Source organism: Pseudomonas acericola (SeqCode) (genome assembly GCF_053456465.1).
Window position 1 is genome coordinate 704047 of sequence record NZ_JBRFJB010000003.1, and the last position, 15773, is coordinate 719819.

Genomic DNA, 15773 nt, shown 5'->3' on the forward strand with positions numbered 1-15773 from the left:
CCAAACTTACGCCCGAGGGTTGAACCTTAGAAATGCTTTGAAACAGTAGCCGTTATCACTGCAATTAATAGAAAGGCTCAGGCCCCGCAGTGCGGGGCCTGTGGCTTATTGACGCACCAGGAATTTCAAATCACTAGGCGCATCGATCGGCATTTTTTGCACGGTTTTGCCGAGCAGGCCGGTCTTAGGGTCTCGTTCGAGCACCACGATTTCGTTGCTTTTCTGGTTGGCGATCAGCAAGAACTTGCCGCTCGGGTCCAGGCTGAACTCCCGCGGGTGGTCGCCCTCCACGGAGCGGCGTTGCAGCTCCTTGAGGTGCGCGGTGGCCGGATCGATACTGAACACCAGCAACTGATTCGCCGTGCCACGGTTGCTCACATACAGGAACTTGCCATCGCTGGACACGTGCAGCGCAGCGCCAGCCTTGTCAGACACCGGCTGGCCAGCGGCGAAATCCACCAGTTGGGTCTGGCTGAGCGTGCCGTCGTGGTAATCGAACACCGCAACCTGGGCGCTCATCTCGGTGGTCAGCCAGGCGTGCTTGCCATCGGCGCTGAACAGCAAATGCCGTGGGCCGCTGCCCGGTGGCAACTGCACCGACGCTGGGTTTGCCGGGGTCAGCGGCAGCTCGTGGTTGGCCTCGGGCGCGTAGCGGTAGACAAACACTTTGTCTGCACCCAGGTCCTGCACAAACACGTACTTGCCATCCGGCGACGACACCACCGAATGCACATGGTTGGACGCCTGGCGCTCCGGGTTCACGCGGCTGGCCGGGTGCCCGCTCAACTGCACCGGAGGCGACAGCTTGCCGCTGGCATCCACCGGCAGGATCGCCAGGCTACCGCCCGGATCTTCCAGGACAGAATAGTTGGCGACCAACAGATAACGGCCATCGGCGGACAGGCTGGAGTGCGTCGGCTCGTTGCCAAGGCTTTGCACCTGGTTGATCAGGGTCAGTTGATGATCGCCGGGGGCAATGCTGTAGCTGCTCACGCGCCCGACCGGATCTTTCTGCCCCGGGCCGTTCTCATTCACTACAAACAGCTGTTTCTGATCCTTGGAAACGGTCAGCCACGATGGGTTGGCAGCCTTGGCGGCCAATACCGGCGGGCCTTGGAACTTGCCGGTGCGGCTGTCGAACTGCAGGCGGTAGATGCCTTCGCTGGTGCCAGCGGTGTAGCTGCCCACCAACAGTTCATAGGTGTCGGCCGGCGCGGCCTGCACCGACATCGCACCCACGCTGCCCGCCATCAGCAGGGGCCAGAATTTACGCAACATCATCGGTGTCGTCCTCGTCGTCATTGTTGCCGGTGAACGCGCTCAGGCAGATCAGGCGATGCTCGCCCGAATCGCCGACGAGGGTCCAGCTTTGCAGGGCCTCGTCAAACGTCGCGGCCTGCACCTGTTCCAGGCTGAAACTCCAGCGTTTTTCAGCACGGCCGTCCATGGCGGTGATCAGCAATTTCTGGGCATCAAGGCTGAAGTCGAACGCGTGCAGCCCATCGATTTCAAGCATGTCGCTGGTGGCAAGGACGGTGGTCAGGGTGTCGGCAGTCATGGCAGTCAATCATCTACGGGAAAGCGCCAATGATAGCCCAGCAACGGCGGTGGAGCGCCGCTTTCGATGGGCGGGCAGCGACAAACACGCCGAAACAGACAGGCCGAGCCCGCGCCAATCACGGCGTACGGCGTGATCACCGGCACGCCGCGAAACAGTTGATAACGCATTGCCGATATCGGCGGGCGGCTGCACAGGTATTTTTCCCGGCATACGTTTTGTCCCACAAGCAAAGGAAGCGCTTGCATGCTATCGGTAAGAAACACGTCCAACACTTACACCCTCACCCTGCCCGTCGATTCACCGCCGCCCGCCGTGACGCCCTCCGCCGCCGAGGACAAAGCGCCCGGCACCCGACGCGTGCCTGTGCCCCGCATGAGTACGGCGCCCACCAGCCTCCAGCGACAGTTGAGCCCGTCGCCCCAGCCAGGGGCGGCCGCCACGCTCGAAAGCCAGGTTGCCACGCATTTCGCCAGCCGCCCAAGCCTGCGCTCAGTGGTCGCCGCGATGCTCGCCGAAGCCCTCAAGACCCAGCACCCCACCTTGAATATCGATATCGCCAACACATCCCTGGCCGTCCCAAGCCAGGCCGGCGCAACGCAATATGCACTGACGCCCTTGCTGGACCTGGCCCTTGAACACCTGGCAACGGGGGCCGAGCTGGATTTCTCCGACCGCTTCGGCGCGCCCTGCAAGTGGATCGACACCACGCACTACACCTTCCTCAGCGTCAAGGATGCCGCCAACCAGCCGACACTGCCGCTGGATAGGCAAGCGGTGGAACTCGCCATACGTGCCCTGCGCCCCAACGTGAAAGGCGCATTTGCCGACGCGCTGAGCGCCTATTGGAGGCAGGATGCCTTTGCCCCAACTGCCAACGCCGGCGAACGCAGCAGTCATTGGTCCTGGCTCGGCGACACCCTGCACAACACCCTGCGCATCGCCGGGCTCCAGCAACCCGGCCTGGACGCTGCGCAACGCCAGACCCTGGATCAAGTCACGCGTTACCCCGATGCCACTGAACGCGCAAGCGCACTCGGTGCCTCAACGGCGAAGGTGTACGCGCTGAATTCCACCTTGAACCGAGGCGATACCACTGCCCAGGTCCTCAGCCCGGACCTGCTGATCACCGGCGAAGTCGACGGCCGCCAGGTCATCCTTCACACATCCGCAGCCGGCGTGGTCACGCCCTATGACTCCCTGGAAGCGTTTGCCAGCGCATGGTCGCGCCAGCTCGGCGAACGGTTTACGTTCGACCGCCTGGATTGGACGCGGGTGGAACTCAAGGACTCGGTGTTTGAAACCCAGGCTGCCCTACTCCTCAATGGGCAACTGCAAAACCTGGAGGCCATCCAACTGCCGGCCAGCAGCAGCGTCGAGGCCCTGGAGCAGCTGTTTGCCCAGGCCAGCGCCACAGCCCCGTCGTTCAACGGCGCCCTGAGCCCTGCCGCCACGCTTGAGCCCATGGCCCGCAACATGCCGGCCTGGCTCACCCACGCCAGCGAGGCCGAACGCTTTGCCTATCAGCGCCGTACCCTGGCCCTGGCCAGCAGCGTGCAGCGCAATCACGGGCGTACATTCCTCACGGACATACCGGATATCCGCACCTATGCCGAGCAACAACTCGACGCCGGGCTGGCAGCCAAGGGCTATCGTGCGAAGGACCTGGAAATAACCTTCAAGGTAGCGGTCGGCACCCTTGCCGGCGGCTATATCGAGCCGGTCAAGATGAGCCTGGTGCAGATGGCCCTGGAGAACCTCGCCGGACTGCCCAAGGGCGACATGGACATTCGTCTGCGCGGCGAGCCGGTCAAAGATCCGCAGTTGGCCCAACAGCTCAAGGACCTGATCAGCGACGTCGATATCGGCAAGCACTATCCCGCCTTGCTCCAACAGCACCTGTTGGGCGACACCGCACAATCCCGGGAACGCCTGGCGTTGTTCATCGAGCAAGTACCCATCCAGCTTGCCATGCAGGCCACAGAGCTCAAGCTCAAGGGTCAGGCCGGCCTTAGCGCGCAAGGCGTGCGGTTTGTCGAAACCGTGACCCGCCCAGGCGCCGGCAGCCGACAGGTTGACGGCGTGGACATAACCGTGCGCCCGCTGGCGTTCCTGCGCAAACCTGGGGCAACACCCGATGTGGTCGAAAACATGTTCCTGATCGAACCGAAGGACGTCGGCAAAGGCCCGCACATCCTCTACCGGCCCCAGCTCGCGCCTCCTCTGCAGGAATTTGCCAACCGCACGGCCTTGCTGGCGGCGATCCAACAGCCCGGTGACTTGCAACAAAGCATCCTCGCCTGGCTGCCGGACGCCAAGGCCCGCGCGGTGTATGGCAACGGCGGTTTTCATACGCCGCACATCGCCCACTACAGCGTGTTCAACGAATTCGATGCCCCCGAGACACCAAAGCCGACCACACTGGCCACCGACGGCTACAGCGCGGCCACCACGCTGGCGCATGACTTGAACCGTGGCGACTTGATGAAGCACCTGTTCAACGCCAACGCCCACAGCCTGGTCAATCTCGCCAAGAACCAATCCACCTCCGACGCCGAGAGCCGTTGGGCGTCCCATAAAGAGCTGGGCTGGCTGCTGTTCAATACGCTGTTGCCGGTATTGCAGGGCCCCGGTGCCATGGCCGGCTGGTTGGTGCAACTGGCCAGCGTGGAAAACGATATCCAGCAAGCCAGTGATACCGCCAACCCCGACCCCGCTGCTGCCATGGTGGATCTGCTGGTGAATGTGGCGACATTGTTGAGCCATACCACGGCAAGCGGGGTCAAGCCGCGCGACCTCGGCGCTATCCCTTTTGCCGAGCGCCCGGAAGTCAGCGTGCCCCTGCGTCGCGACAACGAGGCCGGCATCGGTCGTCCCGCAACCCTGCGCCAGGAAACTGCCAGTTCCTCGCTTGCGGCCGTTTCAGGGCCCTTCGACTTTGCCTTTTCCAGCCCGAACACACTCAGCCCGACCCAGCGTGCGCATATTCAAAGCTTCAGCGTGCCCGCACCCGCCGGGCACACGACGCCCATCGCCAGCGGCCCGTTGAAAGGCTTGTACTCTCTCGAAGACAAACTGCACGCCCACATCGACAACCACTGGTACCGGGTGGCTAGGGATCTCGACGGCCTGTTTGTCATCGATGAGCAGGACAAGGCCCGTACCGGGCCACCGTTGACCCTCGATAGCCAAGGTCATTGGCAATTTGATACGCGCCCAAAACTGAAAGGCGGCATGCCCCGTTCCGGCGCCCGAGTGAAAGCCACCGTAGACAAGAATGTCGAGGTGACCAACGCCATGCTGGCCAAGTATGCGGATGAAATGGTCGCAGCACAGCCCATCGCCGTTGCCGCGCAAACCGCCGATGATCATCTGGTCGAGACCGAACGGTCCTTGCACCAGTCCAACAAAAAGTTGCAGACCCTGTGGGGCTTGGCCAACAACAGCGAACGTGGCGCTGAATTCAACGACCGATACCAGGCAGAGCTGAACCGCAACATGCAACTGCGTGCGTTACAACGCACACGGTTCAGTTTTTACGAGCAGCAACTGGAGCAACTTCACCACCAGCGCAAAAACGCCATCAAGGCGCTGACACCCGAAACACCCGCCATGGACTTCAACGTTTTCAAGGAAAAGCGCTCCGAGGAATACCGTGAAATCGCCGAACCCCTGCGTTCGCTCACCAGTGACTACCTCTACCTCGGCGAGGAACTCACCCATGCCAGCACTGGAGAACCGCTGAGTGATCTCATCGAAAGAACCCGCATCAATGCACCGGGCGCCTATGGGCAGATGATTCAAGACCTGGGTGAACGCGTCGAAAACATCGATCACCTCATACGCGTGTCCGAGGCCTACTCCAAACTGCTGGACGAGTGGAAAAACGACTCGACCTACGGCAAGAAACAGGCCGAAGCGTTTATCAAGAGCACCGAACAACCGCCGGAACACCAGGCGCTGTATGCCCGTTTGGAGCGCATGAGCACCTTGCGCGAGCTCAGCATTGATCGCAGCACCCTCAACGAATCGCCGCAAGAACACTACCTGGTTGAGCGGTTCAACCGTGCCGACCTCAACAGCATCGCGACCTCCCACATCGAGTTGCAAGAGCATGAGGGCTACACGGCGGACGAGCGCATTGCCGTGCTCAGCAGCCTGATTGACCAATACAAGGCCGAACTGAGCAACTTCCAGGCGCTGCAGGATATGGGCTCCAAGCGTCTCAGAGAGTTTTACAAGGACCGATTCGCCGAAGCCCTCAGCCAGGTGATATCCGAGGCACAAGCAGAATTGGCCGACCTGATCCGCGAAGAACAACACCTCGCGCCGACCGTGATGACGCGTAATGACCGCCCACGCAGGTCGCAAAACAAAAAAGTGTTCAAGACCCGCGACAAACAAACCCTGGTCGGCACGTTGCGACCGACCGCCCCTGGCCAGGACGGGCAGATTATCGACGTGCTCAACCCACGGACCGGTCAGCCGGTCAGCAGCTACAGCTGGCACGCCACCGAGGGCGAATGGGTGCAGATAGTGCGCAATGAACCGGTCAGGCCGGCACCAGCACCCGCGGCGGTGGTCAAGCCGCTCGCAACCTACACCAGCGACGCGCAAAAGCTGATGGATGGGCAGGCCGAGATCGAAAGCAGCATCCAGTACCAGAAAAAGAAGCTGGATGACCCCGCCCGCCGTGAAAGCATCAACCCCAGCGACTGGAGCGACATGCTGGAAAACCAGGCCCGGAACCTTGATCGCATCGCTCAGCAGGCCGAGGCCAGCCATGGCGACAACCGTGAAACGGCGCCCTTACTCGCGCAATGGCGTAGCGCCGCCAACGACATGCGCCAACGCGCAATCATGCATCGCTGCGACGGTTACCTGCGCCAGGCACCCCGCCCGGAAAACATCGACTACCTGTGGCTGCACGGGCGTGTCGATATCGGCCTGGTTGCCCGGGGCAAGCCCCTCAAGGGCAAGGACTTCCTCACCGAATACGCCGTGCGGGAGAAAAACAGCCCGACCGTTCTCTGGTATGCGCACTTCCATTACCCGACCCTGGACACCCCGCGTGCAGACTACAGCGTCGCGCACCTCAAGTTGCCCGAGCAACGCTACCTCACGCAAAAGGACCTGGTGGCCCAGGCCGGAAAGGATGACAAGCGCATCGACAGCATCGTGCGCGCCAAAATCAAGCCGCCACTGGACGAGAAACTGTTCCTGAAACTGTGACCTGAAACGCAGCGGGGGAAGCCCCTTGGCTTCCCCCGCTGTGTTTCAGTCAACCCGCCTTTTCTTGCCTCAGTGGGCAAACAACGAGTTGCCCTTCTGCCCCGCCAGCTTCTCGGGCTTGATCAGGAACCGCGCCAGTGCCGGCAACAGCCACAGCGCACCGAACATATTCCACAGCAACATGAAGGTCAGCATCAGGCCCATGTCGGCCTGGAACTTGATCGCCGAGAAGATCCAGGTACACACGCCGATCGCCAGGCACAAGCCGGTGAACAGCACCGCTTTACCGGTGGACTTGAGCGTCTGGTAATACGCCTCTTGCAGTGGCAAACCGGCACGCAGGAAGCTTTCCAGGCGGCTGTAGATATAGATGCCGTAATCCACGCCAATCCCCACACCCAGGGCCACCACCGGCAAAGTCGCGACCTTGACGCCGATGCCCATGAACGCCATCAACGCGTTGCCCAATACCGACGTCAGCACCAGCGGCAACACGATGCACAGGGTCGCTGCCCACGAGCGGAAGGTGATCATGCACATGGTCGCCACGCACAGGTACACCAGGATCAGAATGGTCAGTTCCGACTCCTTGATCACCTCGTTGGTCGCTGCTTCAATCCCGGCGTTACCGGCGGCGAGGATGAATTCCAGGCCGTCCTTGTTGTTCTCCTTGGCAAATTCCTGCACCGCATGCACAGCGCGATCGAGGGTTTCGGCCTTGTGGTCGTTGAGGAACACCAGCACCGGCGCCAGGGAACAATTGTTGTTGTACAGGCCATCGGCACGGGAGATCGAGCTGTTCAATACATCAGGGTTGCGCGACAGGGTTTCCCATTTCAGGTTGCCTTCGTTCATGCCCTTGATCATCTGCTTGGACACGGTGACCAACGAGATCGCCGACTGCACGCCCTCGGTGTTCTGCATCTTCCACATCAACTGGTCGATGGGCGCCATCGCTTCATAGCGCGAGCAACCTTCGGCAGCGGTCTTGACCATCACCACCAACACATCGGAGCTGGTGGAATAGTTGCTGATGATGAAGTTGTTGTCTTTGTTGTAGCGCGAATCGGGGCGCAGTTCCGGTGCGCCCTGATCGAGGTCGCCGATCTTCAGGTTCTGGCTGTACCAGAGGCCGCCGCCAAAGGCGACCAGGGCCAGGGCGATGGAGATCGGTGCGACTTTCGGGCTGGCAAAGTTCGACAGCAAGCGCCAGAACGAGTGTTCACGATTGGCGTCTTTCTTGCTTTTGGCGATGGCGCGCTTGCTGATACCGACGTAGGAAATCGCCACCGGCAGCAGGATCAGGTTGGTGAACACGATCACCGCCACACCGATGGACGCACCGATGGCCAGTTCGCGGATCACGCCAATATCGATGATCAGCAGCGTAATAAAGCCCACCGCATCCGCCAGAATCGCGATCATCCCCGGCAGGAACAGTTGGCGGAACGTACGGCGCGCCGCCGTCAACGCGTTGTCCGCCTCGCTGGATTGCAGGGCGATCCCGTTGATCTTCTGCACACCGTGGGAAATACCGATGGCAAAGATCAGGAACGGTACCAGCATCGAATACGGGTCGAGGCCAAAGCCGAAAAAGTGCATCAGGCCCAGCTGCCAGATCACCGCCACCAGCGTGGTGCTCAATACGGCGATGGTGCTGCGCAGGCAGTTGGTGAACCACAGCAGCAGGATCAGGGTAATGACGAACGCGATGCCGAAGAACATCACCACCATCACCAGGCCATCGATCAGGTCACCGACCTTCTTGGCGAAACCGACAATGTGGATCTTGACGTTGGGGTTCTGTGCTTCGAACTTGTCACGGATTTTGTCTTCGAGTTCATGGGAGAACTTGCGGTAGTCCAGGGCCAGCAACTTGCCCTGGTCCTGAGGGTCCGGGTAGGCCTCCAGCAACGGGATATCAACGATGCTCGACTTGAAATCGTTGGACACCAAGCGCCCGACCTGGCCGGACTTGAGCACGTTGTTGCGCAGTTGATCGAGGCTTTCCGGCGAGCCGTTGTAGCTCTGCGGGATCACTTCACCGCCGGCAAAGCCTTCTTCGGTCACTTCGGTCCAGCGTACGCTGGGGCTCCACAGCGACTTGAGGCCCGAACGATCGACGCCGGAGATGTAGAACACCTCGTCGTTGATCTGGCGCAGGGTCTCCATGTACTCCTTCGTAAAAATGTCGCCGTCTTTAGCCTCCACCGAGATCCGCACCGTGTTGCCCAGGTTCGCCAGGTCGTTGCGGTGCTCCATCATCTTCTCGATGAAGGGGTGCTTGAGGGGGATCATCTTTTCAAAGCTGGTGGACGGGCGAATCAACGTCGCCTGCCAGAACAGGAAAATGCTCACCAACAGGCAGATCACGATGACTGCCGGGCGGTTGTTGAAGATCAGGCGCTCAAGAAAGGTCGCTTTATCGTTGTGATGACTGCTCATTGAATCCCCGCCTTCTTATTATTTTGAGAGCTCTGCGCCGGCAACAGTGGCGACACGCACACCACCCTGCCCCGCGAGGATCAAGTTGCCATTGCCTGCCGCCGTCACCGCCGAGAGTGAAATCCGGTCCGGGCGGTTGAAGACGCTGAAGGTCGCCCCGTCGTCATGGCTGACCACCACACTGCCGCCATTGCCGACGACCACGATGGAACCGTCATCCAGCAATGTCGCGCCGGATAAGCCAAACTCCAGCGCGCCCCGCGCGGCCTTGAGCTCGACCTGCTCCCAGGTGCTACCAAAATCCGTGGAGCGATACAGGTTGCCGCGCAAACCGTAGGCCAACAGGGTTTGCGGCTGCGCGGTGCTGATCACGCCAAACAGCGAGCCCTCGTAGGGGCCTTCGAGTTTTTCCCAGGTCTGGCCGTCGTCGCTGGAGCGGAACATGCTGCCCTGCTCGCCAACAATAAACAGGCCGGCATCCTTGATAAAGGCGATGGCGTTGAGGTGGAACTGGTCTTCGTTGTCGAGGCGGTCGCTGACATCGGCCCAGGTGTTGCCGCCGTCGGTGGTTTCGATCAGCGCACCGTACGCACCCACGGCCAGGCCGTGGTTGGCGTTGTTGAACCAGATGTCGAGCAGCGGCGATTCGCGCTTGAGGTCTTGGTACTGCTGGGTCCAGGTGGCGCCGCCGTCGGTGCTGGCGAGGATTTGCGCATCATGGCCGACGGCCCAGCCGTGTTTGTCATCGACGAAAAACACCGCCGTGAGCAACTGCCGGGTGGGGACTTTGGCTTGCGTCCAGGTCGCGCCCTGGTCATCGGAATAGAGGATATGCCCGCGATCACCGACCGCCACCAGGCGCTTGCCGGCGTGCACCACGTCGATCATCAGGCCTTTGGCGGCCTTGGGCGATTCAATTGCAAACACCGCCGCGGCGGGGGTATCGCCAGCGGCTTGGGCGACGGTCGGCAACGCGACGGCCCCAAACAGCGAGAGCGCTGTGGCCAGCAACGCAACCCTGCGTGCGGCGCGTGGGCGGCAAACAACCCAACCCATGACAGGCTCACTCATAGACCTTCTCCCATTTATTATTGTTAGGTCATCTCGCCTTCCCGGGCTCTGAAACCTGCAATCTAGAGCGCCTGGAGGAAGCAGGGGCCATCCTATCGGGCTTTCGAATCGTCTGACAATCGGCGCTACGTTATCTTTTGTTAACTGGCGGCATTTGGCCACGGGCTGAATATAGCTGTATTCGCCAGAGTGATTGCCGGCGCACTGATGAATTTTTATTCCATCTATTGAAATTAGAGAATTTTTATTCCATTAATAGCGCCTCTGACAACAATAATGCAAAGGACCACGGCTATGCGTGAACTCGGAATCGGCTTGATCGGCACAGGCTTCATGGGCCGCGCCCATGCCTTGGCGTTCAATAACGCCCGCGCGGTATTTGAACTGCCGGTACACCTCAAGCTGGCCGCCCTGGCCGACGCCGATACCGAACGCGCACAACGCTGCGCCAAGGATTGGGGCTTTGCCCAGGCCCATGGCGACTGGCAAGCGTTGATCAACGACCCCAATGTCGATGTCGTGGCCATCACCACCCCCAACCACTTGCACTACCCCATGGCCATGGCCGCCATCGCGGCCGGCAAGGCGGTGTACTGCGAGAAACCCCTGGCCGTGAGCCTCGAACAGGCTGACGCCATGCGCCGTGCAGCCAGTGCTGCCGGCGTGGTGACGCGAGTGGGCTACAACTACCAGCACAACCCGATGATCGCACTGGCCAAGCAGATGATAGCCCGGGGCGACCTGGGCGAGATCATCAGCTTCCAGGGCGAGTTCAGCGAAGACTTCATGGCCGACCCGACCTCACCCTGGTCGTGGCGCTGCGAAGTGGAACATGCCGGTGGCGCCCTGGCCGACCTGGGCAGCCACTTGCTGTCGATGGCGCGTTATCTGGTGGGTGATGTAGCCAGCGTGTGCGCCGACACCCAGACCGTGCATGCCCAGCGTCCTGCCATCAAAGGCAGCAGCGAACACAAAGCCATCGCCGTGGATGACCAGGTACACGCGCTGCTGCGCTTTGCCAACGGCGCACGCGGCACGGTCAGCAGCAGTTGGCTCAAGCACGGCTACAAGAACCACCTGAGTTTCGAGATCAGCGGGACCCAAGGCACGTTGGCCTTCGATCAGGAGCGTTTGAATGAACTGCAACTGTGCCGCGTTGGCCAGGACGGGTTCCAGCGTTTGCTGGCCGGCCCTTCCCTGCCCGGCTACGCGGCGTTCAGCCCGGCGGCGGGGCATCAGCTGGGGTACAACGAGTTGAAGACGTTGGAAGTGCAGGAACTGATCATGGCCGTGGCTGGCCAGGGTGCGGATGGCACCGACTTTGAAGCGGCATGGGCGGTTGAACAGTTGGCGACGGCGATTCGCATTGCCGCCAGCGAAGAACGCTGGGTCAAAGTGAGCACCGTTTAAAACCCAACGATGATCCCCTGTGGGAGCGGGCTTGCCCGCGATGGCGGTGTGTCAGTCAGCATATGCCTCAACTGATAGACCGCCATCGCAGGCAAGCCAGCTCCCACCTTTAGATGTGTGAACACCTTCAATGATCAGCGCAACGCCCGGCGCAGCACTTTGCCCACGGTAGTCTTGGGCAATTCCGTCGTCCGAAACTCCACATACCTGGGCACCTTGTACCCCGTCAGGTACTCCCGGCAGTGCGCAAGAATCTGCTCCTGCGTCAGGTTCGGGTCCTTGCGTACCACGATGATCTTCACCTTCTCGCCCGTCACCGGGTCTTCCACGCCGATGGCCGCCACCTCGCCCACGCCAGGGTGCAGTGCCACCACGTCTTCGATTTCATTGGGGTACACGTTGAATCCCGAGACCAGGATCATGTCCTTCTTGCGGTCCACCAGGCGGATAAACCCGCGCGCGTCCATCACCCCGATATCGCCGGTCGACAGCCACCCCTCGGCATCCAGCACCTCGGCCGTTGCATCCGGGCGCTTCCAGTAGCCCTGCATCACCTGCGGCCCGCGCACTTGCAGTTCGCCCTGCTCGCCAATCTCGGCCAACTCGCCATCTTCACGAATAAACCGCACCCAAGTGGACGGCAACGGCACGCCAATGCTGCCGGTAAACTCCATCTCACGCATGCGCGCAATATTGATCGGGCTGATGCTCACCACCGGCGAGCACTCAGTCAGGCCGTAACCCTCGATAATGGGGAGCCCGGTGACTTCCTGCCAACGCTTGGCCACCGCCGTGTGTGTCGCCATGCCCCCAGCGATCACCATGCGCAGGTCAGAAAAGTCCCGCGCACAAAACTCCTTGTTCTCCAGCAAGCCATTAAACAAGGTGTTGACCCCGGCGATGCCGTTGAAGCGCTCCTTGCGCAGGATCATCTGCACCCGCTTCACGTCCCGTGGGTTGGCGATCAGGATATTGCGCCCACCCAGGCACATGAACATCAGGCAATTCACCGTCAGGGAAAAGATGTGGTACAGCGGCAGCAAGGTGACGTTGGTTTCCTGCTTGTCCTGGTCCAGTTGGTCGCCGACCCAGGCCTTGGCTTGCAGCAGGTTGGCGATGATATTGCGGTGGCTGAGCATCACGCCCTTGGCATCCCCCGTAGTGCCGCCGGTGTATTGCAGGAACGCCAGGTCATCGAGTTGCATGACCACCGGAAAGTGGTTCAGGCCACGCCCTTGCTTGAGCGCCTGGTTGAACCGCAACGCCCCCGGCAGCTTGAACGCAGGCACCTGCTTTTGCACGGTGCGCAGGATGAAATTCATCGCCGCGCCCTTGAAGGTGCCGAGCAGGTCGCCAATGGCCGCGATCACCACGCGCTTGACGCTGCTGCCGGCGATGACTTTTTCCAGGGTGTGGGCGAAGTTCTCGAAGATCACCACGGTTTCGGCTTCGCTGTCCTTGAGCAAATGCTTGAGTTCATGGGAGGTGTACAGCGGGTTGACATTGACCACCACCGCGCCGGCCAGGATCGTGCCCAACAGGCAGATCGGGTACTGCAAGCAGTTGGGCATCATCAGCGCCACGCGGTCGCCCTTTTTCACCCCCTGGCCCTGTAGCCACGCGGCAAACGCGAAGCCCTGGACTTCCCAGTCGGCGTAGGTCATTTCCGTGCCGATACTGACGTAGGCGACACGCTCACGGAATTTTTCCAGGTGCTCCAGGAACACTTCGCGCAGCGACGGGTAAGCCTCAATGCCCGCGTCGATGTCCGCCGGCACGCCCGGCAGGTAAGCGTCCAACCAGATCCGTTCGGTTTGTTCCAGGCTTACAGTGCTCATGGCAGTTTCCTTATTGTTGTTTTGGATAGCGCTACTTTTCGACGATGGCCGTAATGCCCAGCCCGCCCGCCGCACAGATTGAAATCAGGCCACGGCCGCCGCCGTTTTCATGAATAGTCTTGGCCAACGTCGCCAGTTGCCGGCCACCGGTGGCGGCGAAAGGATGGCCGCAACCCAGGGAGCCGCCATTCACGTTCATCTTGGCGCGATCGATGGAGCCCAGGGGCGCGTCCAGGCCCAAGCGTTCACGGCAGTAATCGGCGTCTTCCCAAGCCTTGAGGGTGCACAGCACCTGGGCGGCAAAGGCTTCATGGATCTCGAAAAAATCAAAGTCGGCAAAGCTCAAGCCTTCGCGCTTGAGCATGCGCGGCACCGCGTAGGCCGGGGCCATCAGCAGGCCTTCGGTGCCATCGACAAAATTCACCGCCGCCGTCTCGCCGGTGCGCAGGTAGGCCAGTACTGGCCAGCCATGGGCGGCGGCCCATTCTTCACTGGCCAGCAACACCACCGAGGCGCCGTCGGTCAGCGGTGTCGAGTTGCCGGCGGTGAGGCTGCCGTTGTCGCGGTCATAAGCCGGCGCCAGGCTGGCGAGTTTGGCCAGGCTGGTGTCGGCGCGCAGGTTGTTGTCCCGGGCCAGGCCGCGATGGGGGCTGATCAGGTCGTCGAAGAAGCCGCGCTTGTAGGCCGCGTCCAGGCGCTGGTGACTGGTCAACGTCAGCTCATCCTGGGCCAGGCGTTTGATCTGCCAGCGCTTGGCCATTTCCTCGCAGTGCTCACCCATGGACAAGCCGGTGCGCGGCTCGCCATTGCGCGGCAGCAGCGGCTTGAAAAACATCGACGGACGCACCTTGAGCAAGGTCTGTAGCTTGCCGCCCAGGCCTTTGGCGCGGTTGGCCGCGAGCAAGGTGTGACGCAGGGATTCGTTGATGCCGATGGGCGCGTCGGAGGTGGTATCGGCCCCTCCGGCGATGCCCACGTCGATCTGGCCGAGGGCGATTTTATTGGCCACCAGCAACGCCGCCTCCAGGCCGGTGCCGCAGGCTTGCTGCACGTCGTACGCGGGCGTGTCCGGCGACAAGGTGGTGGACAGCAGCGACTCACGCGCCAGGTTGAAATCCCGCGAGTGCTTGATCACCGCACCCGCGGCAAACTCCCCCAAGCGCTGGCCGTGCAGGTTGTAGCGGTCCACCAGGCCTTGCAGCGCCGCCACCAGCAAGTCCTGGTTGCTGTCGTGGGCATACACCGTGTTGGAACGGGCAAACGGGATGCGGTTGCCGCCGATAATCGCCACGCGGCGAGTCGGGGCCGGGTTGAAGCTGTAGTCAGTCATCGACGGTTCTCATTCCAGACAAATAGCCCGCGCATATGCGGTTTATCACCGGCGAAATTGCGCACTTCGAACTCGCGGCGCGGGCCGCTTACGGGGTGGTTCCACAGCGCGACCTGGCCGGGCAGGAAGATCGGCAGTTTAAAGTCGCAATGCGCCTCGGCCTGCTCCAGCCCACCGGGCGGTTGCTGGGCGGCAAGTGCCCGGCCCAGGGTCCACATGCCGTGGGCGATGGCGCGGCGAAAGCCAAAGAGCCTGGCGCCGATCAGCGAGGTATGGATCGGGTTGAAGTCCCCCGACACCCTGGCAAAGCGCCGGCCCAGATCGGCAGGCAACACCCACCGCTGGGTGCGCAGCAGGCCTTCTTCCTGCAATGCCAACGCGTCATTCCAGGGTTCGCCGACGGGGTCCTTGACGTCCCGGCGCAGGTACAGGCTGTCGCTTTCCCACACCAGGGTGCCGGCGCTGTAGGCACGGGTGGCGATGCTCAGCGCCTGGCCCTTGGCATGCGCAACCCAGCGTTCGCAATACACCTCCAGGCGCAGCGCCTGGCCCTCCTGCAAGCGTTGATGCTGGCGAATGCGATTGGCCAGGTGCACCATACCGCTGGCCGGGTATGGAAAGCTCGGCCGTGTCAGCAACATCAAGTGCAGCGGGAACGCCAGCACATGGGGATAGGACAGTGGCACGCCCTGCTCCGGGCGAAACCCGCAAGCCCGGCCATAGGCGGCAATTTCGGCGCCTTGCAACGCCACTGCCGAACGCACCAGGCGTTCCGTGGGCAATAGCGGCGCACCGTCCAGCTTGGGTTTGCGCAAGGCACGCACGCCATCGAGCAACAGCTGGGTGCGCGACGGCGGTGGGTCGATAATCTGCGTCACGTAGTCCATGG

At 61.6% G+C, this 15773-nt stretch carries 10 protein-coding genes; 2 read left to right on the forward strand and 8 right to left on the reverse strand.

The window, feature by feature from the left end; genetic code table 11:
- Nucleotides 1-105: 105 nt before the first annotated feature.
- Genes ACU688_RS15280 through ACU688_RS15290 form a run of 3 tightly spaced genes read right to left on the reverse strand, consistent with a single transcriptional unit; the run spans nt 106 to nt 1728 of the window.
- A complete protein-coding gene (locus ACU688_RS15280; RefSeq protein ID WP_448185418.1) occupies nt 106-1281 on the reverse strand; it encodes a lactonase family protein in 1176 nt (391 codons plus the stop codon).
- The gene (locus ACU688_RS15285; protein WP_448185419.1) at nt 1268-1558 is read right to left on the reverse strand and encodes a DUF5629 family protein; all 291 of its coding nucleotides are present in this window, start codon (nt 1556-1558) and stop codon (nt 1268-1270) included. Before ACU688_RS15285 ends, ACU688_RS15280 begins: the two co-directional genes overlap by 14 nt.
- A gap of 5 nt (nt 1559-1563) precedes the next feature.
- On the reverse strand, nt 1564-1728 hold the full coding sequence (locus ACU688_RS15290) for a hypothetical protein (protein ID WP_448185420.1): 165 nt from the start codon (nt 1726-1728) through the stop codon (nt 1564-1566).
- A gap of 76 nt (nt 1729-1804) precedes the next feature.
- Here ACU688_RS15290 and ACU688_RS15295 point away from each other — a divergent pair, with 76 nt between their 5' ends.
- Entirely contained in the window at nt 1805-6790 is a 4986-nt protein-coding gene (locus ACU688_RS15295; protein WP_448185421.1) for a dermonecrotic toxin domain-containing protein, read from the forward strand.
- Between the two features lie 69 nt (nt 6791-6859).
- Here the strand turns inward: ACU688_RS15295 and ACU688_RS15300 are convergent, their stop codons facing one another.
- On the reverse strand, nt 6860-9235 hold the full coding sequence (locus ACU688_RS15300; RefSeq protein ID WP_017739140.1) for an efflux RND transporter permease subunit: 2376 nt from the start codon (nt 9233-9235) through the stop codon (nt 6860-6862).
- An 18-nt stretch (nt 9236-9253) separates the two neighbouring features.
- Nucleotides 9254-10291, reverse strand: coding sequence for a WD40/YVTN/BNR-like repeat-containing protein (locus ACU688_RS15305; protein ID WP_448185593.1), 1038 nt, complete (start codon nt 10289-10291; stop codon nt 9254-9256).
- Between the two features lie 309 nt (nt 10292-10600).
- On the opposite strand from ACU688_RS15305, the gene ACU688_RS15310 reads away from it, so the two are divergent.
- The gene (locus ACU688_RS15310; RefSeq protein WP_448185422.1) at nt 10601-11716 is read left to right on the forward strand and encodes a Gfo/Idh/MocA family protein; all 1116 of its coding nucleotides are present in this window, start codon (nt 10601-10603) and stop codon (nt 11714-11716) included.
- 134 nt (nt 11717-11850) lie between these two features.
- Here ACU688_RS15310 and ACU688_RS15315 read toward each other — a convergent pair whose 3' ends face one another.
- From ACU688_RS15315 to ACU688_RS15325, 3 genes are read right to left on the reverse strand one after another with little or no spacing between them, the layout of a single operon-like run.
- Nucleotides 11851-13554, reverse strand: coding sequence for an AMP-binding protein (locus ACU688_RS15315; protein ID WP_448185423.1), 1704 nt, complete (start codon nt 13552-13554; stop codon nt 11851-11853).
- Nucleotides 13555-13585: 31 nt separating this feature from the next.
- Nucleotides 13586-14884 (reverse strand): acetyl-CoA C-acetyltransferase, encoded by a 1299-nt coding sequence (locus tag ACU688_RS15320; protein WP_448185424.1) that lies wholly within the window; start codon nt 14882-14884, stop codon nt 13586-13588.
- Nucleotides 14881-15771 (reverse strand): MaoC/PaaZ C-terminal domain-containing protein, encoded by an 891-nt coding sequence (locus tag ACU688_RS15325; protein WP_448185425.1) that lies wholly within the window; start codon nt 15769-15771, stop codon nt 14881-14883. Before ACU688_RS15325 ends, ACU688_RS15320 begins: the two co-directional genes overlap by 4 nt.
- Between the last annotated feature and the right edge of the window lie 2 nt (nt 15772-15773).

Bases quoted from the DNA above. Each gene is read 5' to 3' on its own strand.
- ACU688_RS15280 (WP_448185418.1), bottom strand. From the start codon at position 1,281: ATGATGTTGCGTAAATTCTGGCCCCTGCTGATGGCGGGCAGCGTGGGT.
- ACU688_RS15285 (WP_448185419.1), bottom strand. From the start codon at position 1,558: ATGACTGCCGACACCCTGACCACCGTCCTTGCCACCAGCGACATGCTT.
- ACU688_RS15290 (WP_448185420.1), bottom strand. From the start codon at position 1,728: ATGCGTTATCAACTGTTTCGCGGCGTGCCGGTGATCACGCCGTACGCC.
- ACU688_RS15295 (WP_448185421.1), top strand. From the start codon at position 1,805: ATGCTATCGGTAAGAAACACGTCCAACACTTACACCCTCACCCTGCCC.
- ACU688_RS15300 (WP_017739140.1), bottom strand. From the start codon at position 9,235: ATGAGCAGTCATCACAACGATAAAGCGACCTTTCTTGAGCGCCTGATC.
- ACU688_RS15305 (WP_448185593.1), bottom strand. From the start codon at position 10,291: ATGGGTTGGGTTGTTTGCCGCCCACGCGCCGCACGCAGGGTTGCGTTG.
- ACU688_RS15310 (WP_448185422.1), top strand. From the start codon at position 10,601: ATGCGTGAACTCGGAATCGGCTTGATCGGCACAGGCTTCATGGGCCGC.
- ACU688_RS15315 (WP_448185423.1), bottom strand. From the start codon at position 13,554: ATGAGCACTGTAAGCCTGGAACAAACCGAACGGATCTGGTTGGACGCT.
- ACU688_RS15320 (WP_448185424.1), bottom strand. From the start codon at position 14,884: ATGACTGACTACAGCTTCAACCCGGCCCCGACTCGCCGCGTGGCGATT.
- ACU688_RS15325 (WP_448185425.1), bottom strand. From the start codon at position 15,771: ATGGACTACGTGACGCAGATTATCGACCCACCGCCGTCGCGCACCCAG.